Source organism: Roseibium sp., from assembly GCF_048260565.1.
Classification (GTDB): domain Bacteria; phylum Pseudomonadota; class Alphaproteobacteria; order Rhizobiales; family Stappiaceae; genus Roseibium.
The window spans coordinates 247482-273298 of sequence record NZ_JBLXGP010000001.1 but is presented as its reverse complement, the minus strand read 5'-3'; the positions used below and the strand labels follow the sequence as shown (position 1 = coordinate 273298).

The 25817-nt window shown below is 60.5% G+C and carries 23 protein-coding genes; 15 read left to right on the top strand and 8 right to left on the bottom strand.

The window, feature by feature from the left end; genetic code table 11:
- Positions 1–281: 281 nt before the first annotated feature.
- On the bottom strand, positions 282–1784 hold the full coding sequence (locus ACN0SO_RS01255; RefSeq protein WP_417673699.1) for a leucyl aminopeptidase: 1503 nt from the start codon (positions 1782–1784) through the stop codon (positions 282–284).
- Positions 1785–2030: 246 nt separating this feature from the next.
- On the opposite strand from ACN0SO_RS01255, the gene lptF reads away from it, so the two are divergent.
- The 7 genes from lptF to ACN0SO_RS01220 all read left to right on the top strand — a co-directional run bounded on the left by lptF (position 2031) and on the right by ACN0SO_RS01220 (position 10352).
- Positions 2031–3218 (top strand): LPS export ABC transporter permease LptF, encoded by a 1188-nt coding sequence (gene lptF / locus ACN0SO_RS01250; protein WP_417673697.1) that lies wholly within the window; start codon positions 2031–2033, stop codon positions 3216–3218.
- 3 nt (positions 3219–3221) lie between these two features.
- Entirely contained in the window at positions 3222–4316 is a 1095-nt protein-coding gene (lptG, locus tag ACN0SO_RS01245; RefSeq protein ID WP_417673695.1) for an LPS export ABC transporter permease LptG, read from the top strand.
- A gap of 7 nt (positions 4317–4323) precedes the next feature.
- Positions 4324–6708, top strand: a complete 2385-nt coding sequence (locus ACN0SO_RS01240) for an LPS-assembly protein LptD (protein WP_417673693.1) — start codon at positions 4324–4326, stop codon at positions 6706–6708.
- Between the two features lie 189 nt (positions 6709–6897).
- Positions 6898–7818: a SurA N-terminal domain-containing protein gene (locus tag ACN0SO_RS01235; protein ID WP_417673691.1), complete on the top strand. Its 921-nt coding sequence runs from the start codon at positions 6898–6900 to the stop codon at positions 7816–7818.
- A gap of 7 nt (positions 7819–7825) precedes the next feature.
- Entirely contained in the window at positions 7826–8845 is a 1020-nt protein-coding gene (gene pdxA / locus ACN0SO_RS01230) for a 4-hydroxythreonine-4-phosphate dehydrogenase PdxA (protein WP_417673689.1), read from the top strand.
- The gene (rsmA, locus tag ACN0SO_RS01225; RefSeq protein ID WP_417673687.1) at positions 8845–9702 is read left to right on the top strand and encodes a 16S rRNA (adenine(1518)-N(6)/adenine(1519)-N(6))-dimethyltransferase RsmA; all 858 of its coding nucleotides are present in this window, start codon (positions 8845–8847) and stop codon (positions 9700–9702) included. Before pdxA ends, rsmA begins: the two co-directional genes overlap by 1 nt.
- A gap of 203 nt (positions 9703–9905) precedes the next feature.
- On the top strand, positions 9906–10352 hold the full coding sequence (locus tag ACN0SO_RS01220) for an NADAR family protein (protein WP_417673685.1): 447 nt from the start codon (positions 9906–9908) through the stop codon (positions 10350–10352).
- Positions 10353–10495: 143 nt separating this feature from the next.
- Here the strand turns inward: ACN0SO_RS01220 and gmk are convergent, their stop codons facing one another.
- The 7 genes from gmk to fabD all read right to left on the bottom strand — a co-directional run bounded on the left by gmk (position 10496) and on the right by fabD (position 17012).
- A complete protein-coding gene (gmk, locus tag ACN0SO_RS01215; protein WP_417673683.1) occupies positions 10496–11197 on the bottom strand; it encodes a guanylate kinase in 702 nt (233 codons plus the stop codon).
- A gap of 4 nt (positions 11198–11201) precedes the next feature.
- Positions 11202–12095, bottom strand: coding sequence for a YicC/YloC family endoribonuclease (locus tag ACN0SO_RS01210; protein WP_417673681.1), 894 nt, complete (start codon positions 12093–12095; stop codon positions 11202–11204).
- Positions 12096–12165: 70 nt separating this feature from the next.
- Positions 12166–13311 carry an endolytic transglycosylase MltG gene (gene mltG / locus ACN0SO_RS01205; RefSeq protein ID WP_417673679.1) on the bottom strand — a complete coding sequence of 382 codons (1146 nt, stop codon included), beginning with the start codon at positions 13309–13311 and terminating at the stop codon, positions 12166–12168.
- A 140-nt stretch (positions 13312–13451) separates the two neighbouring features.
- Positions 13452–14717 carry a beta-ketoacyl-ACP synthase II gene (gene fabF, locus ACN0SO_RS01200; protein ID WP_417673677.1) on the bottom strand — a complete coding sequence of 422 codons (1266 nt, stop codon included), beginning with the start codon at positions 14715–14717 and terminating at the stop codon, positions 13452–13454.
- A gap of 75 nt (positions 14718–14792) precedes the next feature.
- On the bottom strand, positions 14793–15029 hold the full coding sequence (locus ACN0SO_RS01195; RefSeq protein ID WP_013653143.1) for an acyl carrier protein: 237 nt from the start codon (positions 15027–15029) through the stop codon (positions 14793–14795).
- Between the two features lie 246 nt (positions 15030–15275).
- A complete protein-coding gene (gene fabG / locus ACN0SO_RS01190; protein ID WP_417673675.1) occupies positions 15276–16013 on the bottom strand; it encodes a 3-oxoacyl-[acyl-carrier-protein] reductase in 738 nt (245 codons plus the stop codon).
- A 54-nt stretch (positions 16014–16067) separates the two neighbouring features.
- Positions 16068–17012 carry an ACP S-malonyltransferase gene (gene fabD, locus ACN0SO_RS01185; RefSeq protein WP_417673673.1) on the bottom strand — a complete coding sequence of 315 codons (945 nt, stop codon included), beginning with the start codon at positions 17010–17012 and terminating at the stop codon, positions 16068–16070.
- Between the two features lie 488 nt (positions 17013–17500).
- On the opposite strand from fabD, the gene rpsF reads away from it, so the two are divergent.
- The 8 genes from rpsF (at position 17501) to purF (ending at position 25817) form a co-directional block, all read left to right on the top strand.
- The gene (gene rpsF, locus ACN0SO_RS01180) at positions 17501–17965 is read left to right on the top strand and encodes a 30S ribosomal protein S6 (protein ID WP_417673671.1); all 465 of its coding nucleotides are present in this window, start codon (positions 17501–17503) and stop codon (positions 17963–17965) included.
- A gap of 6 nt (positions 17966–17971) precedes the next feature.
- Complete coding sequence (gene rpsR / locus ACN0SO_RS01175) at positions 17972–18220, top strand: 30S ribosomal protein S18 (RefSeq protein WP_417673669.1); 249 nt, start codon at positions 17972–17974, stop codon at positions 18218–18220.
- 124 nt (positions 18221–18344) lie between these two features.
- On the top strand, positions 18345–18953 hold the full coding sequence (rplI, locus tag ACN0SO_RS01170) for a 50S ribosomal protein L9 (RefSeq protein WP_417673667.1): 609 nt from the start codon (positions 18345–18347) through the stop codon (positions 18951–18953).
- A gap of 302 nt (positions 18954–19255) precedes the next feature.
- Positions 19256–20737, top strand: coding sequence for a replicative DNA helicase (locus tag ACN0SO_RS01165; protein WP_417673665.1), 1482 nt, complete (start codon positions 19256–19258; stop codon positions 20735–20737).
- A gap of 326 nt (positions 20738–21063) precedes the next feature.
- On the top strand, positions 21064–22173 hold the full coding sequence (alr, locus tag ACN0SO_RS01160; protein ID WP_417673663.1) for an alanine racemase: 1110 nt from the start codon (positions 21064–21066) through the stop codon (positions 22171–22173).
- Positions 22173–23567 carry a DNA repair protein RadA gene (gene radA / locus ACN0SO_RS01155; protein ID WP_417673661.1) on the top strand — a complete coding sequence of 465 codons (1395 nt, stop codon included), beginning with the start codon at positions 22173–22175 and terminating at the stop codon, positions 23565–23567. The genes alr and radA overlap by 1 nt, the downstream gene beginning before the upstream one ends.
- 69 nt (positions 23568–23636) lie before the next feature.
- Entirely contained in the window at positions 23637–24251 is a 615-nt protein-coding gene (locus tag ACN0SO_RS01150; RefSeq protein WP_417673659.1) for a CvpA family protein, read from the top strand.
- Positions 24252–24344: 93 nt separating this feature from the next.
- A complete protein-coding gene (purF, locus tag ACN0SO_RS01145) occupies positions 24345–25817 on the top strand; it encodes an amidophosphoribosyltransferase (RefSeq protein WP_417673657.1) in 1473 nt (490 codons plus the stop codon).

Genomic DNA, 25817 nt, shown 5'->3' with positions numbered 1-25817 from the left:
GGGACGCCTTGGCTCCACATGATTTGGGGTAGGGACAGACCGGCACGGGGGCCGGATCTGACACAACGGGGGATTTGATGCTAGGACGCGTCGTTGTATTTTTCGCGCTCGTTTTCGCCATTGCCGGCGCCACCGCCGGTATGGGCCTTATCGTGACTGAACAGGCAACCGCCTGTCAGGCCTACAAGACCTGCTGAAAGCGGACGGATTCAACATTCAGCCTTCACGGGCGAACGAACAAAAACCCGCCGATCCGGCGGGTTTTTGCATTTCCGGGCCGCTTACTTCTCGTAGAAGGACGAAACCAGCCGGTCGAGCAGGCGGACACCGTAGCCCGACGCCCAGCCCTGGTTGATTTCGTTTTTCGGAGAACCGAAAGCCGTGCCCGCGATGTCCAGGTGTGCCCAGGGCATGTCATTGGCAAAACGCTGCAGGAATTGGGCCGCCGTGATCGAACCGGCCCACCGGCCGCCTGTGTTTTTCACATCCGCGTTGGGGGTATCGATCAGCTTGTCATAATCCGGGCTGAGGGGCATGCGCCACACCGCCTCCCCGGTCTCGTCCGCCGCCGATTTCAGTTTTTCGGCCAGGTCGTCGTTGTTGGAGTAGAGACCGGCGTTGTGGTTGCCGAGCGCGACAATGACGGCGCCGGTGAGCGTTGCCAGATCGATCATGAAAGCCGGTTTGAACCGGTCCTGCGTGTACCACATGGCATCGGCCAGAACGAGCCGGCCCTCCGCGTCGGTGTTGAGGATCTCGATCGTGGTTCCGGACATGGCCTTGACGATGTCGCCCGGGCGCTGCGCATTGCCGTCGGGCATGTTTTCCACCAGCCCGATCACGCCGATCACATTCGCCTTGGCCTTCCTGGCGGCCAGCGCATGCATCAGGCCGGTGACGGCGGCCGCCCCGCCCATGTCTCCCTTCATCTCTTCCATTCCGGCCGCCGGCTTGATGGAGATGCCGCCGGTGTCGAAAACGACGCCCTTGCCGACGAAGGCGAGCGGCGCCTCATTCTTCTTGCCGCCGTTCCAGCGCATGATGACGAGGCGCGGCGGCCGGGTCGCTCCCTGGGACACGCCCAGGAGTGCGGCCATCTTCAGCTTCTTCATTTCCTTCTCGCCGAGGATCTCGATCTCGACGCCGAGTTTCTTCAACGCCGCAGCCTTGTCGGCAAACTCCACCGGCCCAAGCGCATTCGGCGGTTCGTTGACGAGATCGCGGGCGAGATACACCCCATCGGCAATGCCGTCGGCGGCCGCCCATGCCTTTTTCACCGGTCGCGGGTCGGATACGGCGATCTGCAGCTTCAGCGCGGACGGTCCGCTGTCGTCATCCGCCTTCCTGGTCTTGTAGGTGTCGAACTTGTAGGCACGCAGCTTCGCCCCCATGGCGAAGGCAGCAAGCGCGTCGGCGGACAGGTCCCCCTCGCCTGCGATCTCCGCCAGAACCGTGGCATCGGACGCCTTTGCACTGTCCAGGGCGCCCATGACCGTTCCGCCGAGTTTCAGCCAGTCCTGCTCGCCGAGGTCTTCCGGCTTGCCCAGACCGACCAGGATCAGCCGGTCCACACCAAGCCCCGCAGGCGCGATCAGGTCGAGCGTGGAGGATTTCTTGCCGGTGAATTTGGCAATGCCGGCTGCGCGCTCCAGGCCGCCGGTCATATTGTCCAGGAATTCTGCCGTCACAGCTCCCAGGCCGAGACCCTCGGCGGCGAAAGCAACAGCGACGCCGCTCTTGGGCGCGGCCAGTTTGATGAAGGAAGTTTTTATTTGCTTTGTCATATGCCTATTCCGGTCAGGATCCTGAGTTCCGCTTATCCAGAGAAATTCTCCGGTCCGCACGCGTTGCGCGAATGATGGCCCGCGTCTTCCCGCTCGACAAGCGGTGTGAAAAATTATTCTTCGTTAACCATTCTTGTTTGTGGGCTGTTCACCAAAAATCGTGTTATTCGGTAGGGTGATGACGGTTAAGGACGCGCCTCTTCCTCCGCACTTTCCGTCTCCTCGAAGGATACACACCGTAAGCGTATGAAAATTCTGGAAAAATATATCATACGGCGTGCCTTCTATGCCTTTGCCATGACCCTTATCGCCATGACCGGCGTCGTCTGGGCCACCCAGGCCCTCAGGCAGCTCGATCTTGTCACGTCAAAAGGGCAGACCATCGTCCAGTTCATTTCGATCACGATGCTGGCGATGCCCTTCCTGATCGTGATCGTGGCGCCGTTCGCGCTGATGATTGCTCTGATCATGGTGCTGAACGCCCTTTCCGGCGACAGCGAGCTGATCGTGATCGATGCGACCGGCGGCTCGCGCTTTCTCGTCCTGAAGCCTGTGCTGATTTTCGCCGCGGCCATCATGGCGCTGGTGGCGTTCAATTCGCTCTATCTCTCCCCGATGGGTTTGGCGAAGCTGCGCAGCGAAATCACCCGGGTCAGAGCCGATCTCGTCGCCAACATCGTCAAGCCCGGGCGCTTCATCGCCGTCGAAGACGGCCTGACCTTCCATATCCGGAACCGATCGGGCAACGGAACGCTTGACGGGTTGCTCTTACACGACACGCGCGATCCCGATACCGCCTTCACCTATCAGGCAGAGACAGGCGAAATCGTGGAAACCGCCAACAAGACGCTACTTGTCATGCGGAACGGCACGATCCAGCGCCGGCCGAAGAATCAGGGCGACATTTCGATCGTACGTTTCGAATCCTACGCCTTCGATCTTTCCAATCTCATTCCCGAAGCTTCGCAGCCGGTCTTTAAGGCCAGCGAACGCTCCACTACGAACCTGATAGCTCCGGCGCGCAACGACGCGTATGCGCTGCAAAATCCCGACAAACTGCGTAACGAGCTCTATGACCGGTTCAGCCAGCCTCTCTACAGCCTCGCCTTCGGTGTGATCGTGTTCGCCTTCCTCGGCAAGGCGCGGACAACCCGGCAGAATCGGAGCGTTTCCGTCCTCGGCGCAATCAGCGCCTGCGTTGGCCTGAGAACTGTGGGATTTGGGGTTACGTCCATTGCCGATGGCAACAGAGGTGTCCTCATTCTGCTATTCATCGTGCCGCTTCTGGGGATTGCCATTGCATCCTGGTCGATTTTCAGGGAGCAGGCCGGTCCCGCACCGAGATGGCTGACGCATCGGGTCGAACAACTGTCCGCCCTCATCGAGCGCATCGCCGCACGGCTAAGCGGCCGCAATATGGGTGGGGCTTCCTGATCCATGCTTCTCGGCCGTACCCTTGCCCTCTATTTTTCCGGGCGTTTCCTGAAAGCCATCGTGGGCCTGTTCCTGCTCGCGGCGGTTCTGATCTTTCTGTTCGACGTCCTGGAACTCGTCCGCCGGGGAAGCGACCGGGAGGGGTTCTCCGTCTTGCGGGTGAGCCTGATTTCCCTGTTGCGCGTCCCCCTGCTCCTTGAACAGGTCATCCCCTTCGCCGTCCTGTTCGGATCGATCGCCGCCTTTGTCAGTCTGAGCCGTGCACTTGAACTGGTCGTGACACGGGCATCGGGAATATCTGTCTGGCAGTTTTCCATGCCCGCCCTGGTCGTCGGCATCGGGATCGGCATATTTTCCATCACCGTCTACAATCCTGCCGCCGTGTGGCTGCAGCAGAAATCGGACGAGGTCGCGACCGGCCTGTTCGGCACGGAGCAGAATTTCCTGATGCAGACGACCAACCAGGTGTGGATCCGTCAGGACGGCCTGGACGGTGAATCCGTGATTCTGGCCAAACAACTGCTTGACGGCGGCACCCGTCTCCTGGGCGTGACGATCTTCGCCTTCGACCATCAGGGGACTTTTCAGGAACGCATCGAGGCCGATGAGGCGGAACTCGGCAAGCAAATCTGGTATCTGAAGAACGCGACCGTCTACACGACCGAACGCGACCCGCAGCAATATGCCTCCTTCCAGATCAGCACCTTCCTGAGCGGGACCCAGGTGCGTGAGAGCATAGGCTCACCCGAATCGATCTCCTTCTGGAACCTGCCCCAGTTCATCGATCTGGCGCGAAACGCCGGTTTGCCTGCCTATCGATATGCCTTGCAATATCAAACCCTTCTCGCCCGTCCCCTACTTTTGGCGGCCATGATTCTCATTGCGGCGGCGGTTTCTTTGCGGGTTTCTCGATTTGGCGGGTTGGGCGGACTGATTCTGGGTGGAATCATTGCCGGCTTCGTGCTTTACGTTCTATCGGAGCTTTCGAAGGACTTCGGCGGAGCAGGAATCGTGCCGCCGATCGTTGCTGCGTGGGCGCCGGGAATATTTGGAGTACTCATGGGACTGACGATCCTGTTGCATCAGGAAGACGGATGAAGCGCGCGTGAACGGTTCTTCCTTCCTCCTGAAAACAGACGAGCGGGGCAACGTGCGCGGACTTAAATCCGCAGCGCGCGGTGTTTTGTTTTCTGTTGTTGCAGCCGTATCTTGCGCCAGCCTGACCTTGCCAGTCCACGGGCAGCAAAGCCTGGAAACGGAGTTGCAGGCGCAGATCAATCCCGATGCGGAGATGCTCCTGGAATCCGACCAGATCACCTACGATTTCGACCGTGACCTGATCGTCGCATCCGGTGGCGTCCAGATCTTTTATGACGGCTATACTGTCGACGCCCACCAGATCGTGTACGACCGGCGCAAAGGTGAGCTGAAGGCGCGTGGCGAAGTCGTCATGACCGAACCGACCGGGAATGTGGTGAGGACAAATGAACTCACCTTGTCGGAGGACTTCGCCAACGGCTTCGCGAATGCCCTGCAGCTCGACACGCCGCAGCGGACCCGGTTCATCGCGGACAAGGCGACCCGTTCCGACGGCAATGTGACCACGTTCGACAACGCCCTGTACACGGTCTATACGCGACCAACCAATCCGCCCAACAAACCGCCGTTGTGGCGCATTCGAGCCGCGAAGATCATCCATGACCAGAAAGAGAAGGTCATCTACTACGAGAACGCCTCGCTGGAATTCTTCGGAGCTCCGGTCGCGTATCTGCCGTACATGTCGATGCCCGATCCGACGGTCAAACGCAAAAGCGGTTTCCTCATTCCCACGGGGGTCGCGAACGACCGACTCGGCTTCGGCGCTTCGATACCTTATTACTGGGCACTTGATCCGCACTATGACCTGACCACCACTCTGACCCCGCTGTCCAAACAGGGGGCCGTGGCCGATTTCAAATTCCGCCATCAGCTGGCCAACGGGGGTTACACGTTTGCGGCGGCCGGGCTCTTTCAGGCCCGCCCGAGCGAATTCTCCGGTTCCAGTGGCGATCGACGCTGGCGCGGCGCCATCAATACCACCGGTAACTTCAACCTGAGCGAAAACTGGAAGGCCGGCTGGGACCTTACCTACAAGAGCGACCGCGCCTTCCTGAAAGACTATTCGTTCGTCAGCTTCAACGACGACGATGAAACGTCGGAAGCTTATCTGAGCGGCAACACGCTGCGGAACGGCTTCAGCGTCAAGGGATACGCCTTCTCGATCTTTCAGGAGGATTATACCAATCCGACCTACGACGCGCCGGGCTTCTCGCCGATCGGGCAATCGCTTCAGGACAAGCAGCCGTTCGTGGCTCCGGTCGTCGACTATAATTTCGTCTTCGATGATCCGATCGGGGGCGGAGAACTGTCCTTCGACAGCAATTTCACATCTCTGACCCGGGCCAAGACGGATGCGTTCCGGGCAAGCGGTGTCGACCGTTTCCGCGGCGTGGACGGCACCTTCTCGCGGATGAGTATGCAGACCAACTGGCGCCGTACCTTCATCGATCCGATCGGCCAGTCCTTCACTCCGTTTGCCTATGTGCGGGGAGATCTGTTCTTCAATGCCTCCGCCGACCCGAATGTGAACGCGCTCACAGGCGATGCCATTGCCGGCCGGGCCATGCCGGCTGCCGGTCTGGAATACCGTTATCCTTTCATCGCCACCTTCCAGGGCGGCAACCAGATCCTGGAACCGGTGGCTCAGGTTATCGTGCGCCCGGACGAACAAAGTATCGGCGAACTGCCGAACGAAGATGCCCAGAGCATCGTATTCGACGCCACGACGCTGTTCGAATGGGACAAGTTTTCAGGATTTGACCGTGCCGAAGGCGGTTCGCGCCTGAACGTGGGCTTGAATTACAAGCTTCAACTGGACCGCGGTTACTACATGAGCGCCCTGTTCGGCCGCTCCTACCAGCTGGGTGGTAAAAACTCCTACGCCACGCCGGATATCCTGGGAGCCACACTGGATTCCGGCCTGGCTTCCAGCCAGTCGGATTATGTGAGCAGTCTGTATCTGAATACCAATCACGGGATCCGTGTCGGCGCGCAGGCACGCCTGGACGAAGACGACCTCTCATTCCGCCGTTTCCAGGCTCAGGCGACAGCGCGTTATGGCCCCTTGTCGTCGTCGCTTGCCTACGCTTTCCTCAGCGCGCAGCCGAACCTCGGAATTCCGGATCCGCGCGAGGAAATCCTGAGTTCGGCGAGCCTACGGCTGGAAGACAATTGGCGAGTGTTCGGCCTATTGCGCTATGACCTGGAAAATTCGGATGTCGTCCAAGACGGGATCGGGGCCGGCTATGACGACGAGGGCTTCTCGCTTTCGCTTTCCTATGCGGAAGATCGCAGCCGTAACGATGGCGACAAGGTAAATCGGACCTTCTACATGCGCATCGGCCTTAGAACCATCGGCAACACCCAGATCTCGAGCGGTCTTTCCGACTAGGCCCTTCTCCGGCTAGATATTCGAAAACGGTCAATTTGAGCCATTATACGGCCACAACTGACAGGTCTACTTAGCAAACATCTTTCAAAACCGGGCAGTTTGTGCAAACTCGGGGCAGAAGCGATTTTGGCCCCTTGGCAGTTCGTGAACCGACAAACAAAAGCAAACCCTCGGCTGGACAGGACTTCAATGCGCATTCCCGCTTTCTCACTTTGCCTGCTAATGATCGGCCTTCTCCTGGGCCAGATGCCTGCTGCGGCACAGACCTCGATCGAAGTTATCGTGAACGATCAGCCCATCACCACATATGACATCAAGCAGCGCGCGCGGCTCATACAGCTGACCTCTCGTAAGAATGCATCCGTTGCCCGCCACATGGCGGAACAGGAGCTGATCGACGATGTGCTCAAGATGGACGAGGCCAAACGCGTCGGTATCGTTCCGAGCAGCGGAGAAATCGACAACGCTTTCGCTTCCATCGCGCGAAACGTCAAGATGTCCCCATCACAGCTGTCCGCAGCCCTTCGCAAGAGCGGCGTCAATCCGGACACGCTCAAGGACAGGCTGAAGGTGCAAATCGCCTGGCAGAAAACGGTCAGTTCGCGTTTTCGCAGCCAGATCAAGATCGATGAATCCGAGGTGATCGCCGCCTTGAAGAAATCGGACATCAAGGACAAGAACACCTCGGTCGAATATGACCTCAGCCAGATCATCGTGGTCGTTCCCAAAAAGGCGTCTTCTTCGCTCAAGTCAAAAAGGCAGCGGGAAAGCGCGCAGATCCGCAAGGAATTCAACGGTTGCGACGCGGCCGGCGCGCTCCTCGGTCAGTTCAACGAAGTCGTGTTGAAGCCTGTCGGACGCCGCCTCGAAACCGAATTGCCGCCTGCTATGAAAGACGACATCACCGGAACGGAAGTCGGACGTCTTACGAAACCGCAGCAGACCGGCCGAGGATTTGAGATGATCGCGGTCTGCGGCAAGCGCGAGATGGCCTCCGACCTTGCGGCGCGGACCGAAGTGGAAAACCAGCTGCGCGAAAAAGAAGGCGAGCAGCTGATGCGCAGATATCTGCAGGAACTGAAACTTCGCGCAACAATCGTCCAACGGTAACAAGGGCATGGTTTCCCGTAAGACGCCTCTGGCCGTCACGTGTGGCGAGCCGGCCGGCATAGGTCCCGACATCACCCTTTTGGCCTGGTGCGCCCGCAAGGCGCTCGGCCTTCCGGCTTTCTATGTCCGGGCCGATCCCGGTTTCCTGGCCCGCCGCGCCAAAAGGCTCGGTCTCGATGTCCCTGTCCAGGCCGTGGAACCGGAAGAAGCCACAGGCTATTTCGGTAAATGTCTCCCGGTCGTTCCGACGGGCCACGCGCTCGAGGATAATCCCGGCGAGGAGAAAGCGGAAACGGCGGAAAGCGTGATCTCCTCCATCCGCGAGAGCGTCGAAGACGTTCAAAACAACCGGGCCGCGGGTGTCGTGACCAATCCGATCAACAAGTCCGCCCTGTACGGCGCCGGCTTCCGGTTTCCCGGACATACAGAATATCTCGGTCACCTGGCCCAAGAAATGTGGCCCGAAGCTCCCGGCAACCCCGTGATGATGATCGCCGGCCCCGAGCTGATGGTGGTGCCCGTGACCATCCACATCGCCCTGAAGGCGGTCCCCGGAGTGTTGACGGAAGAGCTCATTATCGAAACGGCCCGGATTACGGCGAGAGACCTGGTCAGCCGCTTCGGCTTCGACAAGCCCCGGCTTGCCCTTTGCGGGCTCAATCCGCACGCCGGCGAAGGCGGGGCCATGGGAACCGAGGAACTAACGGTCATCGCGCCTGCGATTGCTGCGTTAAGAGCAGAGGGCATCGATGCCACCGGTCCGCATCCGGCCGATACACTGTTCCATCCTGAGGCCCGCAAAAGCTACGACTGCGTGCTCGGCATGTATCACGATCAGGTGCTTGTGCCCGCCAAGACCATCGGCTTCGATGAATCGGTCAACGTGACACTCGGCCTGCCCTTTGTCAGGACCTCGCCCGACCACGGCACCGCTTATGCCCTCGCAGGTACCGGAACCGCACGCGCCGACAGTTTCGCGGCGGCGGTGAGAATGGCGGCGGTCCTGGCCAAACCCGGAAGTGTCTGATGGGGCAGATCGACGACCTGCCTCCGCTGCGTGAAGTCATTGCCACGCACGGTCTCGACGCCCGTAAATCGCTCGGCCAGAACTTTCTCCTGGACCTGAACCTGACGTCCCGTATCGCCAGGGCAGCCGCGCCGCTGGAAGATGTCACCGTGCTTGAAATCGGCCCCGGCCCGGGCGGGCTGACCCGCGCCCTGCTCGCCAGCGGCGCAAGACGGGTCGTGGCCGTCGAGAAAGACCGGCGCTGCCTGCCGGCCCTTTCGGAAATCTCGGACCACTATCCCGGCCGTCTTCAAGTCATCGAAGGGGATGCGCTTGCCCTCGACCCGGTGGAGATAACCGGAGGCGGACCGGTCAAGATCATCGCCAACCTTCCCTATAACGTCGGAACCCAGCTTCTCCTCAACTGGATCACGACACCCGACTGGCCGCCGTTCTGGTCGTCCCTGACATTGATGTTCCAGAAGGAAGTCGGTGCACGGATCGTCGCCGAACCGGGTTCCAAAGCCTATGGACGTCTGGGGGTACTCGCGGGGTGGCGCACGTCCGCACGCATGCTCTTCGACATCAGCCCGAAGGCCTTTACGCCGCCGCCCAAGGTGACGTCGGCGGTCGTTCAATTGGTGCCGCGCGAGGTTCCCCAGCAGTGTTCCCTTGGCATGTTGGAAAAAGTAACCGCGGCCGCCTTTGGCCAGCGCCGAAAAATGCTACGCGCCAGCCTGAAGTCCCTCGCCTCGCCGGCGGACGGACTGATCGAGGCCGCCGGCCTCAACCCGACCGCCCGGGCCGAAGAGATCGACGTCTCCGGCTTCGTTCGGCTTGCCAATGCGTTTGAGGCGCAGCTGAAGCACAGCGGTTGATCTCAGGACCTGAGCTTGGAGCATCGGGCGATAACTTAGAAACATTTGTCCGATGCTCCAAGTTCCATAAACCGGTTGGCAATTCAGTAGAGGTGTGATTCAAGTTCCCGAATATGAGTTCGGGGATTTCCGGCAGCGGTCCGTTGCCGGTTATGCGTTTGCATCCTGGGACCAATTACATTTTTATTTCCATGGAAGCATTTATGACGACGACTATTAAATTCTACAGCGTCAACGCCCCCTACGGATGTTTCTCCAATTTTTCCCGACATCCGGTTTTTATCGGTACGGCCTGGCCGACTACGGAGCACTATTTTCAGGGACAGAAGTTTACCGATGCTGCGTGCGTTCGGAAGATCCGGAAGACCCCTTCCCCCATGCAGGCTGCAAAACTGGGCCGCAATCGCGCCTGGCCCCTGCGCGCCGATTGGAACAAGATAAAAGACGATGTCATGCGAACGGCCATCCGAGCCAAGGTTGCACAGCATTCAGATGTTCGCGAGACATTGCTTTCGACCGGCAATGCCATGATTGTCGAACACACCTCGAACGACAGCTATTGGGCAGATGGTGGAGACGGCAGCGGTCTGAACATGCTCGGCAAGATTCTCATGGAAGTTCGCGACGAACTGATCCGGGAAGGGTCATAACAAGGCCTTGACGGTTCCATGAATGAGCAGGAACGCCATCGAGCGGATGTCCGGCAGGCTGACGGTGTTTCGCAGAACAGCCAGGGACTTCCGGTCGTCCGACCTCGCGGCAATCGATTGCGGCTGATTATGGGTTATGAGCCTTATGCCTGATTATCGCCCTTCAGCACGGTCTGGAGATCCTGAACCATACCGTCGATGAGCGGGCCGATCGCGGGTGACCGGCTCTGCTTCAGGCGTTCCGCCCGCAGGATCGCGCGGACGTTGCCCAGTGCGCGTTCCAGGTCGTCATTGACGACAACATAGTCGTATTCCGCCCAGTGCTTCATCTCGCCGACCGCCGTTTCCAGCCGCTTCAGGATGACAGCGTCGGTATCCTCGGCCCGGCGATGCAGGCGGGACTTCATTTCCGCGATGGATGGCGGCAGAATGAACACGGACACCACATCCGCGCGCATCTTCTGATAAAGCTGGAAGGTGCCCTGGATATCGATGTCGAACAGGATATCCCGCCCGTTCTCAATCGCCTCTTCGACCGGACCGCGCGGTGTCGCATAGTAATTGCCGTGGACTTCGGCCCATTCCAGCAACTCGTCGTGTTCCTTCATCTTCTCGAAATGTTTGGGCTCGAGAAAATGGTAATGGACACCATGGACCTCGCTGCTGCGGCGTGGCCTCGTGGTCACCGAGATCGACAGTTCCAGATTGTCTTCCTGCTCCAGCAGCAGGCGGGCGATGGTCGACTTGCCGGCGCCCGAGGGCGACGACAGCACCAGCATCAGCCCGCGGCGTTCCTGTTCCGCCTTGTCGGCACTCACGGTCGTCCCGGTATTGGTTTCAGACATCCGCCTACTCCAGATTCTGGATCTGCTCGCGCATCTGGTCGATCACCGACTTCAGATCAAGCCCGATGGATGTCAACTCGACGTCATTGGACTTGGAGCACAAAGTGTTCGTCTCACGGTTAAATTCCTGCGCAAGGAAATCGAGGCGGCGACCGATCGCGCCTCCCGTCGCCAGCAATTCCCTGACGGCCTTGACGTGGGCCTGCAGGCGATCCAGTTCCTCGCGGATATCCGCCTTGGTCGCGAGGATAGCCGCCTCCTGGTGCAGGCGCTGCGGGTCGAGTTGCCCGGACGAGGCATCCATCAGCTCTGCCACCTGCGCCTCAAGGCGCTGCCGGATCGCTTCAGGCTGGCGCGCGGGATGGGCCTCCGCACGGCTGGTAAGGTCCGCAATCCGGTCGATATGCCCGCAGACGACCTGAGAAATCGCCTTGCCTTCCGTATGGCGCATGTCGACGAGATCCAGAAGAGCGGCGTCCAGAGTGGTCAGCAGGCTGCTGTGCAAGGCCTCACGGGCGTCTTCATCGTCCTCCGGCTCCTTGAGCTCAAAGACGCCTTTCTGCCCCAGAATACCGTCCAGGCTCGGCGGCGGCACGTCCGGCAGACGGGCTTTCAGCAAGTCGATCGCCGCCAGCACCGCATCGAGCGCATTCTGATTGATGGTCAGAACCGCTTCGCCCTGATCGCGCTGCATGGACAGGCCCGCGGTGACATTGCCGCGGCGGAGCAGCTTGGCGCATCGCTCCCTGACCTTCGGCTCCAGAACTTCCAGGCCGGCCGGCATGCGGATCCGGACATCCAGGTTTTTGCCGTTGACCGACCTGAGTTCCCAGGTCCAGCGGACATTGCCGGCTTCGCCTTGGGTGCGGGCGAATCCCGTCATGCTGGCAAGTGTCATATCGGTCTCCGATCGCCTTTCCCGGCCAGGCCAGTATCGGAAACCGGCCCTGCCCCCAACTCAATTCGCGTCAGTTCGACTGCGCCGGCTGTTCCGCAGCGGGCTGTTCGGCCGCTTCCTGCTCTCGTTTCCGCTTTTCGCGTTCCACCTTGCGCCATTTCGCGACATTCGCCTGGTGTTGCTCGTAGGTTTCCGAGAACACGTGGCCGCCATCGCCGCTTGCAACGAAGAAGAGTTCCTTGGTGCGCGACGGATTGGCGACCGCCTCCATGGAGGCACGTCCCGGATTGCCGATCGGCCCCGGCGGCAACCCGTCGATCTGGTAGGTATTGTACTTGTTGTCAGCTGTCTTTTCGGATTGCTTGATGGCGGAGCGGTCTTTCAGCCAGGCCTCGCCACCGTAAAGCCCGTAGAGGATGGTCGGGTCGGACTCCAGGCGCATGTTCCGGTTCAGCCGATTGACGAAAACGCCGGCAACGCGCGGCCTTTCATCCGCCTTTGCGGTTTCCTTTTCCACAATGGACGCCAGGATAACCAGTTCTTCCGGCGTCTTGATGGGGAGACCTTCGGCACGACGCGCCCATATTTCGGCGAGCAGTTTCGTCTGCGCCTTTGTCATCTGGTTCAGGAGTTCCTGACGGCTCATGCCCCGGGTAAACGTGTAGGTCTCGGGCAGAAGCGCGCCTTCTTCGGGCACTTCCGTGATCTCGCCCTTGAGGATCTTGTTTTCCTTCAGCCGTTCCAGAACCTGGGCCGTCGACCAGCCTTCGGGTATTGTCACCGCATGGGTGACCGCATTGCCTTCGACCAGATCGGTCATGACGTCATGCATGCTTACGCCGGCGGTAAAGGCATATTCACCGGCCTTCAGATTGGTCGCGTTCTTGTAAAACCGCACACCGAGATTGAAAACGATCTCATCGACCCAGTCATCGTTGATGACGTTTTTGGCAGCCAGTCGTTCGATAATTCCGGAAAGGCCTGACCCGGACGCGATGATCACCGTCTCGTCCGTTTTCAGGGGGCCGGCCGCCTCGAATGCCTGCTTGCCGAAATAAAGGGCCGCACCGAACGCCACAACGCCCATGAAGGCGAGGAAGATGACCATATTGATCAGAATGACGATCGGATTGCGCACATGGCGCGAGCGCGGCGGCGGTCCCGGCGCCGGCTCCGGCTGGATTGCTTCGCGCGGGCTTCTCGGTTTTATGCCCATATGGATCGAACCTCCTGATACAAGCTGTAGCAGCTACATGCCGCAGCAGCCTCCGGCGGCGCGCGTTTTACGGTAAAGCCGGAGCACTCTCGTCGTCGCGGGGGGATTGTCCCGCGACAATGAGGCAATAGTCGGCCCGCTTACGCAGCAATTTTCCGGAAGACGAGCGAAGCATTGGTGCCACCGAACCCGAAGGAGTTGGACAATGCAACGTTGATATCCATCTTCTTTGCGGTGTTCGCCACAAGGTCGATTTCGGTCTCGACCGACGGATTTTCAAGATTGATGGTCGGCGGAGCGATTCCGTCGTGGATGGCAAGCACCGAGAAGATCGCCTCGATCGCCCCGGCCGCACCGAGCAGGTGACCCGTCGATGATTTCGTGGAAGACATGGTCAGCCGGTTGGCGGCATTGCCGGCAAGCCGGGTGATTGCTCCCAGTTCGATTTCGTCGCCCATCGGGGTCGACGTGCCGTGCGCATTCACGTAGTCGACATCGGAGGCAGAAATGCCAGCGCGGCGCAGGGCCGCATCCATGCAACGGTAGGCCCCGTCACCGTCGGAAGACGGCGCGGTGATGTGATAGGCGTCACCGGACATGCCGTAGCCGATGACCTCGGCGTAGATGCGGGCTCCGCGGCGCACCGCATGCTCATATTCTTCCAGGACGACCACACCGGCGCCTTCGCCCATGACGAAGCCGTCCCGGTCCTTGTCATAGGGACGGGAGGCCTTTTCCGGGGCATCGTTAAAGCCGGTCGACAGGGCGCGGCAGGCGGCGAATCCGGCCAGCGCCAGACGGCAGATCGGCGATTCCGTGCCGCCGGCGACCATGACGTCCGCATCGCCGAAGGCGATCAGGCGAGACGCGTCGCCAATGGCGTGCGCACCGGTGGAACAGGCTGTCACCACCGCCGAATTCGGCCCTTTCAGACCATGGCGGATGGATACGTAACCACCGGCAAGATTGATCAGGCGGCCGGGAATGAAGAACGGGCTGATCCGGCGCGGGCCCTTGTCGGCAAGGGTATGCGCGGCCTGTTCGATGCCCTGCAGACCGCCGATACCGGAACCGATCAAGACCCCGGCACGAATCTGGTCTTCGTAGGTTTCGGCCTTCCAGCCGCTGTCGGCCATGGCCTGATCGGCCGCGGCCATCGCATAGACGATGAAGTCATCGACCTTGCGCTGTTCCTTGACGTCCATCCAGTCGTCCGGATTGAACGCACCTTCTTCCGAAGGATCACGCGGGATCTGGCAAGCGATCTGACACGCCAGATCGTCGACCGGAAAACTGGTCACCTTGTTGGCGCCGCTTTTTCCCTCGAGGATTTTTTTCCAGGACACATCGACACCTCCGCCAAGCGGAGACACCATGCCCAGACCTGTAACGACAACTCGCCTCATGCAACCCGCACTTTTTTCGGGCAGACACCGGCCGCGGCCATGTCTGCCCGTTTTGGTCTTTAGGTTCGGAGCGCCTTAGCCGGCGTTCTTTTCCAGGAACTTCACGGCATCGCCGACCGTCAGGATGGTTTCGGCCGCATCGTCCGGAATTTCAACGCCGAATTCTTCTTCAAAAGCCATGACGAGTTCAACGGTGTCGAGGCTATCGGCCCCCAGATCGTCGATGAAGCTTGCGCCTTCCACAACCTTGTCGGCGTCAACGCCGAGGTGCTCGACAACGATCTTTTTAACCCGATCCGCGATATCGCTCATTTCTCACTTCCTTGATTTTCAGTCTGTTTATTCTTCGCGGCCTGCCGAAATCCTGGAACTCAGGATTTATCCGGCGCGACATCGCGGTGTTGAATACGTCCTGCCCAAGGTCTGACGGAATACGCCAATTCTCAAGCTTGGGAACAATCGGCGGCTAGGTAACACACTTTATTGACCTTGACCAGCCAGTCCGAACCGCGCTGGAGCGGTCCGGTTCCATTTTAACCGCTTTCGCGATTTCACCTTTTAAATCATAGCCATGCCGCCATTCACATGCAGTGTCTGTCCCGTGACATAGGCCGCTTCTGTGCTGGCAAGGTAAGCGGCTGCGGCCGCGATTTCGTCTGCGGTGCCCAAACGCCCGGCCGGTACGCTCGTCAAAATCGAATCTTTTTGCTTGTCGTTGAGCGCATCCGTCATCGCCGTTTCAATAAAGCCCGGGGCAATCGTATTGACGGTGATGTTGCGGCTGGCGACTTCCCGGGCAAGCGACTTGTACATGCCGATCATGCCGGCTTTTGCCGCGGCATAGTTGGTCTGGCCCGGATTGCCTGTGACACCGACCACGGAGGTGATGCCGATGATACGGCCGTAGCGCCGCTTCATCATGCCCTTGATGGCCGCACGGCACAGGTGGAAACCGGAGGTCAGGTTCACTTCGAGAACCTGATCCCATTCCTCGTCCTTCATGCGCATGAAGATGTTGTCGCGGGTGATGCCCGCATTGTTGACCAGAATGTCGACAGACCCCATCGCCTCTTCCGCTGCCGGCAGGAGGGCCGCCACGGCGGCGCGATCGGACAGGTTCGCAGGCGTGACAAAGGCACGCTCTCCAAGGTCCGCAGCAAGCGCCTCAAGTTTCTCCGCGCGCGTACCGGACAGAGCCACGGACGCGCCCTGGGAATGAAGAGCACGTGCAATCGCCTCGCCGATCCCGCCGGTCGCGCCGGTAACCAGTGCCGTTTTCCCTTCAAGGGTGAACATGATGGCTTCCTTCCTCAATCTCTGTTTGTCTGAGGCCAATGCCCGGAACGACGATCAGCCGTTCAGCTTTTCGATCAGCGCGTCAATATCCGCAGCGCCATTCACGGCAATGCCGTTGGCGTCGCGTGCAATGCGCTTGACCATGCCAGTCAGAACCTTGCCGGTCCCAACTTCCACGAACGTATCTACGCCCTGCCCGGCGAGCCAGCCAATGGATTCGCGCCAGCGCACCGTGCCGGTTACCTGCTCGACGAGGCGCGCACGGATTTCGGACGGATCGGAAATGGCGTCAGCCAGAACATTTGCGACCAGAGGCACGGCGGGCGCACGTACATCCGCGTCTGCGAGTGCAGCGGACATGATGCTGGCGGCCGGGGCCATCAGGGAGCAATGGAACGGCGCGCTGACGGGCAGCATGACCGCACGGCGGGCGCCCTTGGTCTTGGCGATCTCGATCGCCCGTTCGACGGCTGCGAGGTGACCGGACACGACGACCTGGCCCGGCGCATTGTCATTGGCGGCCTGGCATACCTGCCCCTGCGCCGCCTCTTCGGCCACTTCCTGCGCCACGGCGAAATCAAGGCCGAGCAAGGCGGCCATGGCGCCGACACCCACAGGGACTGCGGTTTGCATGGCATTTCCGCGTGCGCGCAGCAACCGTGCCGCGGTCGCGATGTCGAGGCTGCCTGCCGCGGCAAGCGCGGAATATTCACCGAGCGAGTGACCGGCCACGAAGCTGACGCTCTTTTTAAGGTCGAGCCCCTTTGCCTCAAGAACCTTCATCGTGGCGAGGCTTACCGCCATCAGGGCCGGCTGGGCATTGGCGGTCAGCGTCAACGCGTCTTCTGGACCTTCCCACATGATCGCGGAAAGCTTCTGTCCGAGTGCATCGTCCACTTCTTCGAATACGGCTCGTGCTTCCGGATAGGCATCGGCGAGTTCCTTGCCCATACCGACTGACTGGCTCCCCTGGCCAGGGAAAGTGAATGCGATGCTCATTTCGGAACGCCTTTTGCCGTCTTCTTCCTGATTATTGCTCAACGCCGGCCGGATTGGGCCGGCCATGGAGGCATCGGCCCTCCCGAGCCGCGCGCGTTGGCGGGAGCCTATGGTACGGACTGGTCGCCGGTGTCAAGGCCTTGAGAGCAAAACCGCGTTGAAACCACTCCATTCCGGCGCACATCTGCCGGCACAGCGCCGCGTCTCTCCACCTGGCCTTCCATATTCAATCAGTATAAGAGCCTTTCGGGAACATTTCTCGCCTACGGACAATGTTCATGCTTGCTTTTGGATGGAAACCGGCTATACAGCGCCCTTCATCCGGGAACTTGGCCGGGGGCTGAACGGAAGGGCGCATGTCGCCAGGGTTCTTAAAACAACCCGTCTTCCCGTGTCTCCGCTCTCGTTTTAGAATTCTCGTACCTTTCCGGGGTCACGAGGAGGCTTCGCGCCAGTTCCCGTTGTGTTAACTGGAAAGGCGACTTCAAATGCCTCTTTATGAGCATGTGTTCCTGGCACGCCAGGACGTTTCGGCCCAGCAGGTCGAACAACTTGTCGAGCAGTTCAAGGGTCTGATCGAAACCGGCGGCGGGTCCGTTGGCAAGATCGAAAACTGGGGCCTGCGTTCCCTCGCATACCGCATCAAGAAAAACCGCAAGGCGCATTACACGCTGATGAACATCACCGCTCCGCATGCCGCGGTGGCCGAGATGGAACGTCAGATGGGTCTGCACGAAGACGTTCTGCGCTTCATGACCTTCAAGGTCGATGAACTGGAAGAAGAGCCGTCTGCGATGATGCAGAAGCGCGACCGTGACGACCGCCGCGGCGGCGATCGTGGTGATCGCGGTGGACGTTTCGGCGGTGGCGATCGCGGTGGACGCGGTGGTGATCGTGGTGGCGATCGTGGTGGTGACCGGGGCGAACGCGCTCCTCGCCGTGAAGCGGAGTAAGAGATCATGGTTGATGTAGCACAGCTTCCGAGCCGTCGTCCGTTCTTCCGTCGCCGGAAGACCTGCCCGTTCTCCGGTGCCAATGCGCCGAAGATCGACTACAAGGACATCCGTCTGCTGCAGCGGTACATTTCCGAACGCGGCAAGATCGTTCCGAGCCGTATCACCGCCGTTTCCGCAAAGAAGCAGCGTGAACTGGCTCGTGCCATCAAGCGCGCACGCCTCCTCGGCCTGCTGCCGTTTGTGATCAGCTAAGCTCTTTGGAGCTCTTCGGCCCGGATCCGTCCGGGCCGCCCGAACTGGGGCCGCGGGACGCAAACGTGATCGGCCTCTAACCGCCAGCCAGAACGTGCCGGCGGGACAGTCAGGAGCAAATTCCATGCAAGTCATTCTTCTGGAACGTATCGCCAAGCTCGGCCAGATGGGCGACACCGTCCGCGTGCGCGACGGCTATGCCCGTAACTTCCTTCTGCCCCAGGGCAAGGCTCTGCGCGCCAACAAGGCCAACATGCAGCGCTTCGAGAACGAGCGCGCCCAGCTTGAAGCCCGCAACCTCGAACGTCGTCAGGAAGCTGAAGCGGTTGCCGCGAAGCTCGACGGCGAATCCATGATCATGATCCGGTCCGCCGGTGAAACCGGTCAGCTCTACGGTTCGGTTTCCACTCGCGACATCGCCGACGGTCTGACCGCGGCAGGCTTCACCGTTGGCCGCGCACAGGTCGAACTGCGCACCCCGATCAAGACAATCGGCCTGCACAACGTCCTGATCCTGCTGCACCCGGAAGTCGAAGTCGGCGTCACCGTGAACGTCGCCCGCTCCGAGGACGAAGCCGTCCGGCAGGCCGCAGGTGAAGACCTGACCGCGCCCGAACAGGACATCTTCGAATTCGAGGAAGACGAAGAAGAAGGTGAAGGCGAAGGCGAAGTTGCTGAAGGCGGCGAAGCGGAAGCCACCGAAGAAGCAGTGGCGGAAGAAGAAGAAGCCTAAGCGGCCTTATTCGACTGCTTTGAAGATTCAGGAAGCGGCGCTCAACATGCGCCGCTTTCTTTTTGCGCGAACATGCTCATGCGCGTGCGCTTTTCATTTACCCTGGTAATTTTTACAGTAAAAACAAAGCCCCCGTTTCGGCCTCCGCGGGAGTCTTTTTTGTGTCCCTCCGTCAAGGCCCAAGGGCGGATATCCCCGTTGATTTTGGCCCTCTTCACATAATGGGACATGCCCATTTTTGAACCTTGAAGCTGCGCCGCGATTGCCTGTAGACCGGGTGGGCAAAGTCATCGGGGGACATCATGAAAGGCACACTGCAATCGGTCGAAACGGAAGCTGCCGTACAACGCCTGGCGCCGCATAACGCGGAGGCGGAACGACAGTTGCTGGGTGCCATTCTGGTCAACAACGAGACTTATTACCGGGTTTCGGATTTCCTGGAACCGTATCACTTCTTCGTCCCTCCGCATCAGGACATCTACGAGAAGATCGGTCAGTTGATCCGCGCGGGAAAGACAGCATCGCCGATCACGCTCAAGACCTTTTTTCCGGCCGAAGCAAAGATCGCGGACCTGTCGGCGACCCAGTTCCTCCTGCGTCTTGCCGCCGATGCGGCCTCCATCATCAATGCGGAAGACTATGGCCGCACGATCTACGATCTGGCTCTGCGCCGGAACCTGATCCGGATCGGCGAGGACATGGTCAATATCGCCTTTGACGCTCCGATCGACGTGCCGCCGTCCCAGCAGATCGACGATGCGGAACGCCGTCTGTTCGAACTGGCGGAAACCGGACGCAATGAAGGCGGCTTCGTCAGCTTTTCCGACGCGCTGACGGAAACCATCGAAATGGCCCATGCGGCCTACAACCGGGAAGGCGCGCTTTCCGGCATTTCGACCGGCCTGATCGATCTGGACCGGCTGATGGGCGGATTGCAGCCCTCGGACCTGATCGTTCTGGCCGGTCGGCCTGCCATGGGAAAGACCTCGCTGGCAACGAACATCGCCTACAACATCGCCCAGGCCTACCAGGCCGAGGAAATGCCCGACGGCTCCCTGAAGACAGTCAATGGCGGCGTTGTCGGGTTCTTCTCGCTGGAAATGTCGGCCGAACAGCTCGCGACGCGTATCATTTCCGAACAGACGGAAATTTCCTCGTCGAAAATCCGGCGTGGCGATATTTCCGAAGCCGATTTCGAAAAGCTCGCCGCCGCCGCCCAGCATATGCAGACCGTGCCCCTTCATGTGGACCAGACCGGTGGTATTTCGATTGCCTCGCTGGTTGCCCGTGCCCGCCGGTTGAAGCGGCAGCGCGGCCTGGACATGATCGTGGTCGACTATATTCAGCTGCTCTCCGGTTCCCAGAAGAACTCCGGCAACCGCGTTCAGGAAATCACCGAAATCACCACAGGTCTGAAGGCGCTGGCAAAGGAACTGCACGTGCCGATCATCGCCCTGTCACAGCTTTCCCGCCAGGTGGAATCGCGCGACGACAAGCGCCCCCAGCTCTCCGACCTTCGCGAATCCGGCTCCATCGAGCAGGACGCGGACGTGGTCATGTTCGTTTACCGCGACGAATATTACCTGTCGAAGACCGAACCGGAAGAAGGCTCGCCGGAACATGAGGTCTGGCGGGACAAGCTGGAACGGGTGAAGGGCAAGGCGGAAGTCATCATCGCCAAGCAGCGTCACGGCCCGACCGGTACCGCCAACCTGCACTTCCAGGGCGAGTTCACCCGCTTCTCGGATCTGGCCGAGGACGAATACCTGCCGGAACGCCACTAGTGGAGCGAATTTGACATTTGAACACTGCTTGCAGCTAAGCTCATGCTCAAATGTCAAATTCAAAAGCTCCACTAGAATTATATATATTTATCTCGTGGTTCTTATGATTCTGACATTTGCTCGAGAGCCTGCAGCGAAGGGGTTGCAAATGTCAGAATCGAACCACGATTAGAACGCTTTCCGGCGCTTGTGTACTATAGTGCCCCGGTCGCACGGTTCCGCGTGCGATTCGCCCCGTTGGAACAAAGCACCAGGTCGTATTCTTGCCTCAGCAGGACACTAACTCCCCTCTTTCGCCCTCTTCCGATGCCCTTGCCGGAGGGCGGTTGACCATCGATCTCGATGCCATCGCCGCGAACTGGCGGACCCTGTCGCAACAGCTTGCCGGCGATGCCGAATGCGCTGCCACGGTCAAGGCCAATGCCTATGGCACCGGACTTGCCGAGACCGCCGACCGGCTTCACCAGGAGGGGTGCAGGACATTCTTCGTCGCCTTGCCCGAAGAAGCCCTGCATCTGCGCGAAACACTGCCCGACGTTACCATCTACGTTCTGGACGGCCTCTTTCCCGGCACCGCGGAAATCTATGCGGCCGCGAACATCAGACCTGTGCTGAATTCCGTTCCGGAGATCGAGGAATGGTCTGCCTATTGCCGGGCGGCCAAGACCGCGCTGCCTGCAGCGATCCATATCGACACCGGTATGAACCGGCTTGGCCTGTTGCCGGACATCTTCACACAGGTCATGGCCGACGATTATCTCACCGGCCCGTTCACGCCCTGCCTGCTTGTCAGCCATCTGGCCTGCGGATCGACGCCCGACCATCCGCTGAACCGCATCCAGCTTGACACCTTCCGCGCGGCAACGGCGGATTTCCCTGAGATCCCCAAGTCGCTCGCCAATTCCGCCGGCGTCTTTCTCGGACCGGATTATCATTTCGACGTCGCCCGTCCGGGCATTTCCCTTTATGGCGGCAAGGCGCTGGATCCGGGCACCAATCCCATGTCCCCGGTGGTCAGGGTCGAAGCGCGTATCCTGATGGTGCGCGAAGTGGTGGAGCGCCAGACCATCGGCTATGGCGCCGCGGAAACCGCGACACGGACCAAACGGCTCGCCATTGTGGCCGCGGGCTACGCCGATGGCTTTATGCGCCGGGCGGGGTCTTCCGACCAACGTCCGGGCGGCTTCGGCTGGCTGGACGGCCACCGCCTGCCCATCGTCGGCCGGATTTCGATGGATATGCTGGCGCTGGATGTGACCGACGTGCCTGAGACGGCGGCCCGGCACGGGGTTTTCGTGGAACTGCTCGGGCCCAACGTCGCCGCTTCGGACCTGGCGATTTACGCCGAAACAATCGACTATGAATATCTGACCGGGCTTGGGCGCCGTTTTCATCGGCACTACGGCCCCCTCGGCAACCGGCAAGACGACACCTGATGGCCCGGCGCGCAACCAGCTTCGTCTGCCAGTCCTGCGGGGCGGTGACGGCCAAATGGACCGGCCGGTGCGAGTCCTGCGGTGAATGGAATTCCATCGTCGAGGAACAGACCGGCGGCGGCATCGGCGGCGGTCCCGGCAAGGTGAAACGATCGAAGGGCCGGGTCGTCCCTCTGGTCGGACTGTCCGGCGATACGAAAGAGGCCCCCCGCATCCTGAGCGGGATCGCCGAGCTCGACCGGGTTACGGGCGGCGGCTTCGTTCGTGGCTCCGCACTTCTTGTCGGTGGCGATCCGGGGATCGGAAAGTCTACCCTTCTCATACAGGCGGCTGCGGCCCTTGCCCGCCTCGGCCAGCGCGCGGTCTATATTTCCGGCGAAGAGGCGATCGGGCAGGTTCGGCTGAGGGCGGAACGGCTCGGTCTTTCCGATGCGCCCGTGGCGCTCGCCGCCGAAACCAGCGTCGAAGACATCCTGGCAACGCTCGAGGCGGATGCACCGCCTGCCCTGGTCATCCTGGATTCCATCCAGACGCTGTGGACCGAGCAGGCAGAATCGCCACCGGGCACCGTGACCCAGGTCCGCGCCTCTGCTCAAGCGATGGTGCGCTATGCCAAGAAGCATGGCACGACAATGGTGCTGGTCGGCCATGTCACCAAGGACGGGCAGATCGCCGGTCCCCGCGTTGTCGAGCACATGGTCGACGCGGTGCTTTATTTCGAAGGCGACGGCGCACATCAGTACCGCATTCTCAGGTCGGTGAAGAACCGCTTCGGCGCCACTGACGAGATCGGTGTCTTCGAGATGACCGGCGCCGGCCTTTCGGAAGTCGCCAACCCGTCGGCCCTGTTTCTCGGTGACCGGACCTCAAATGCGCCGGGTTCCGCCGTCTTTGCGGGGCTTGAAGGGTCGCGCCCGCTTCTGATCGAGGTTCAGGCGCTTGTCGCCCCCTCACCTCTCGGCACGCCCCGGCGCGCAGTGATCGGCTGGGATTCCGCCCGCCTGTCCATGATCCTGGCGGTGCTCGAGGCCCGATGCGGGGTCCGGTTTTCCCAGCATGACGTCTACCTGAACGTGGCTGGAGGCCTTAAAATCAACGAGCCCGGAGCGGATCTCGCGGTCGCGGCAGCGCTTGTCTCTTCACTCAGCGGACTTGCCCTTCCGGCGAATTGCGTCTATTTCGGCGAAGTCAGCCTGTCAGGAGCGATCCGGCCGGTCGCCCAGGCTCAGTCCAGGCTGAAGGAGGCGCAGAAACTCGGGTTCGATCAGGCGTATTGCCCGGAAGGCAACCTGAAAGACGGCGCGACACGGAATTTCGCGGTAACGGGACTCCCGGAACTTGGGGATTTCATTGCCAAAATCTCGGCCAAGGCTGGTGCCGGCGGCAACGCTTGAGGCATCAAACGGACGGATGAAGCGGGCGAAAGCGCCCGATGGCTCAAGACACAAGGATCTTTCAGACAGATGCCGATCACCATGCTCGACGGAATCCTTCTCGTCATCATGCTCATCTCGGCGGTTCTGGCGATGATCCGCGGTTTCGTCCGCGAGGTTCTTTCTATCGCCTCGTGGATCGCGGCGGCTGTCGCTGCCTTCCTGCTTTACGGGAAGGTGCTTCCCTACGCCAAGCAGTATATCAGCCACGATCTGGTAGCCCTGGGCGTTTCCGCCGCAGCCGTGTTTATCGTAACGCTGCTGATTGTGTCCTATATTACCATGCGGATATCCGATTTCGTGCTCGACAGCCGGATCGGCGCACTCGACCGCACCCTCGGGTTCGTCTTCGGCTCCGTGCGCGGATTGCTTCTGGTCGTCGTGGCGATGATGTTCTTCAACTGGTTCGTCCAGCCGGAACAGCAGCCGAACTGGGTCTTGCAGGCGAAATCCCGTCCGATCCTGATGTCCATCGGCGAACGCCTTGTCGCCGTTCTGCCGGAAGATCCGGAAAAGGCCATTCTGGACAAGCTGAAGAAGCAGACGTCCACGCAGGCCGATGGCGAAAACGGAAACGAGAATACAGGCTACAGCGCTTCCGAGCGGCAGGGCCTCGAACAGCTTACGACCGGCGGAAACAACTGACGCTCTGATGCCAAGAGCGGATTCCTCCGGGCTCGTAAATTGAGCCGGGCAGGCTGTGACCTGCCGGTATCTTGAACTTTAAGGAGCTCCGCCATGCACGGCGAGACCGATCACACCGAGCCGTTTGATCTCAATGCAGACCGGCTTCAGGAAGAGTGCGGCGTATTCGGCATATTCGGTCATGAAGATGCGAGCGCCCTGACTGCCCTTGGCCTGCATGCGCTCCAGCACCGCGGCCAGGAAGCCGCGGGCATCGTGACGCTGGACGATGAACAGTTCCGGGCGGAACGCCATCTCGGCCTTGTCGGCGACCACTTCTCCAACGCTGAGACCATCAACCGGCTGTCCGGCCGGGCGGCGATCGGCCATGTCCGTTATTCGACCACAGGCGAGACGATCCTGCGCAACGTGCAGCCGCTGTTTGCCGAGCTGGAAGGCGGCGGCATCGCCATTTGCCACAACGGCAACTTCACGAACGCCATGACCCTGCGCCAGCAGTTGATCCGCGACGGCGCGATCTGTCAGTCCACATCCGACTCCGAAGTGGTCCTGCAGCTCATCGCCCGCTCACGCGAACGGAAAATTGTCGACCGCTTCATCGACGCCATTTCCCAGATGGAAGGTGCCTATTCTCTGGTCGCACTCACGTCGAAGAAGTTGATCGGCGCCCGCGATCCGTTGGGTATCCGGCCGCTGGTTCTGGGCGACCTCAACGGCGCGCCGATCCTGGCCTCGGAAACCTGCGCGCTGGATATCATCGGGGCGACCTTCATCCGCGAGGTGGAAAACGGCGAAGTCATCGTCTGCAGCCCCAGCGGCATCGAATCCTACTTCCCCTTCGGCAAATGCCGGGCGCGCCCGGACATATTCGAGTTCATCTATTTCGCCCGCCCCGATTCCATCATCGGCGGCCGCAGCGTCTACGAGGTGCGCCGTGCCATGGGCGGGGAACTGGCGCGCGAATCCCACGTGGAGAGCGACGTCATCGTTCCGGTGCCGGACAGCGGCGTGCCGGCGGCAATCGGCTACAGCCAGGAAAGCGGCGTGCCCTTCGAACTGGGCATCATCCGCAACCACTATGTCGGCCGGACCTTCATCGAGCCGTCCCAGTCGATCCGCGCGCTCGGCGTGAAGATGAAACACTCCGCCAACAAGATGCAGATCCAGGGCAAGCGCGTCATCCTGATCGATGACAGCCTGGTTCGCGGCACCACATCGGTCAAGATCGTCCAGATGATCCGCGAAGCCGGCGCACGGGAAGTCCACTTCCGGCTGGCCAGCCCGCCGATCCGCTATTCCGACTATTACGGTATCGACACGCCGGTTCGCGAAAAGCTGCTGGCTGCGAAGTACAATCTGGAAGAGATGCGCAATTATATCGGCGCGGACACGCTGGCCTTCCTCTCCGTCGACGGCATCTACAAGGCCATGGGCTATGAGGGACGGGACAACGAGAACCCGCAGTTCACCGATCATTGCTTCACCGGCGATTATCCGACGCCCCTGACAGACCTGTCCGAAGACCGGGATTTCATCCGTCCCCCGCGTCTCGTCGAAGTCCAGTAA

Excerpts from the sequence above, each read along its gene's own strand:
- ACN0SO_RS01255 (WP_417673699.1), bottom strand. The coding sequence starts at position 1,784 with ATGACAAAGCAAATAAAAACTTCCTTCATCAAACTGGCCGCGCCCAAG.
- fabG (WP_417673675.1), bottom strand. The coding sequence starts at position 16,013 with ATGTTCACCCTTGAAGGGAAAACGGCACTGGTTACCGGCGCGACCGGC.
- purF (WP_417673657.1), top strand. The coding sequence starts at position 24,345 with ATGCACGGCGAGACCGATCACACCGAGCCGTTTGATCTCAATGCAGAC.
- ACN0SO_RS01235 (WP_417673691.1), top strand. The coding sequence starts at position 6,898 with ATGCGCATTCCCGCTTTCTCACTTTGCCTGCTAATGATCGGCCTTCTC.
- ACN0SO_RS01210 (WP_417673681.1), bottom strand. The coding sequence starts at position 12,095 with ATGACACTTGCCAGCATGACGGGATTCGCCCGCACCCAAGGCGAAGCC.
- fabF (WP_417673677.1), bottom strand. The coding sequence starts at position 14,717 with ATGAGGCGAGTTGTCGTTACAGGTCTGGGCATGGTGTCTCCGCTTGGC.
- lptF (WP_417673697.1), top strand. The coding sequence starts at position 2,031 with ATGAAAATTCTGGAAAAATATATCATACGGCGTGCCTTCTATGCCTTT.
- ACN0SO_RS01195 (WP_013653143.1), bottom strand. The coding sequence starts at position 15,029 with ATGAGCGATATCGCGGATCGGGTTAAAAAGATCGTTGTCGAGCACCTC.
- rplI (WP_417673667.1), top strand. The coding sequence starts at position 18,345 with ATGCAAGTCATTCTTCTGGAACGTATCGCCAAGCTCGGCCAGATGGGC.
- ACN0SO_RS01150 (WP_417673659.1), top strand. The coding sequence starts at position 23,637 with ATGCCGATCACCATGCTCGACGGAATCCTTCTCGTCATCATGCTCATC.
- fabD (WP_417673673.1), bottom strand. The coding sequence starts at position 17,012 with ATGAGCATCGCATTCACTTTCCCTGGCCAGGGGAGCCAGTCAGTCGGT.
- mltG (WP_417673679.1), bottom strand. The coding sequence starts at position 13,311 with ATGGGCATAAAACCGAGAAGCCCGCGCGAAGCAATCCAGCCGGAGCCG.
- ACN0SO_RS01165 (WP_417673665.1), top strand. The coding sequence starts at position 19,256 with ATGAAAGGCACACTGCAATCGGTCGAAACGGAAGCTGCCGTACAACGC.
- lptG (WP_417673695.1), top strand. The coding sequence starts at position 3,222 with ATGCTTCTCGGCCGTACCCTTGCCCTCTATTTTTCCGGGCGTTTCCTG.
- rpsR (WP_417673669.1), top strand. The coding sequence starts at position 17,972 with ATGGTTGATGTAGCACAGCTTCCGAGCCGTCGTCCGTTCTTCCGTCGC.
- ACN0SO_RS01220 (WP_417673685.1), top strand. The coding sequence starts at position 9,906 with ATGACGACGACTATTAAATTCTACAGCGTCAACGCCCCCTACGGATGT.
- pdxA (WP_417673689.1), top strand. The coding sequence starts at position 7,826 with ATGGTTTCCCGTAAGACGCCTCTGGCCGTCACGTGTGGCGAGCCGGCC.
- gmk (WP_417673683.1), bottom strand. The coding sequence starts at position 11,197 with ATGTCTGAAACCAATACCGGGACGACCGTGAGTGCCGACAAGGCGGAA.
- rpsF (WP_417673671.1), top strand. The coding sequence starts at position 17,501 with ATGCCTCTTTATGAGCATGTGTTCCTGGCACGCCAGGACGTTTCGGCC.
- radA (WP_417673661.1), top strand. The coding sequence starts at position 22,173 with ATGGCCCGGCGCGCAACCAGCTTCGTCTGCCAGTCCTGCGGGGCGGTG.
- rsmA (WP_417673687.1), top strand. The coding sequence starts at position 8,845 with ATGGGGCAGATCGACGACCTGCCTCCGCTGCGTGAAGTCATTGCCACG.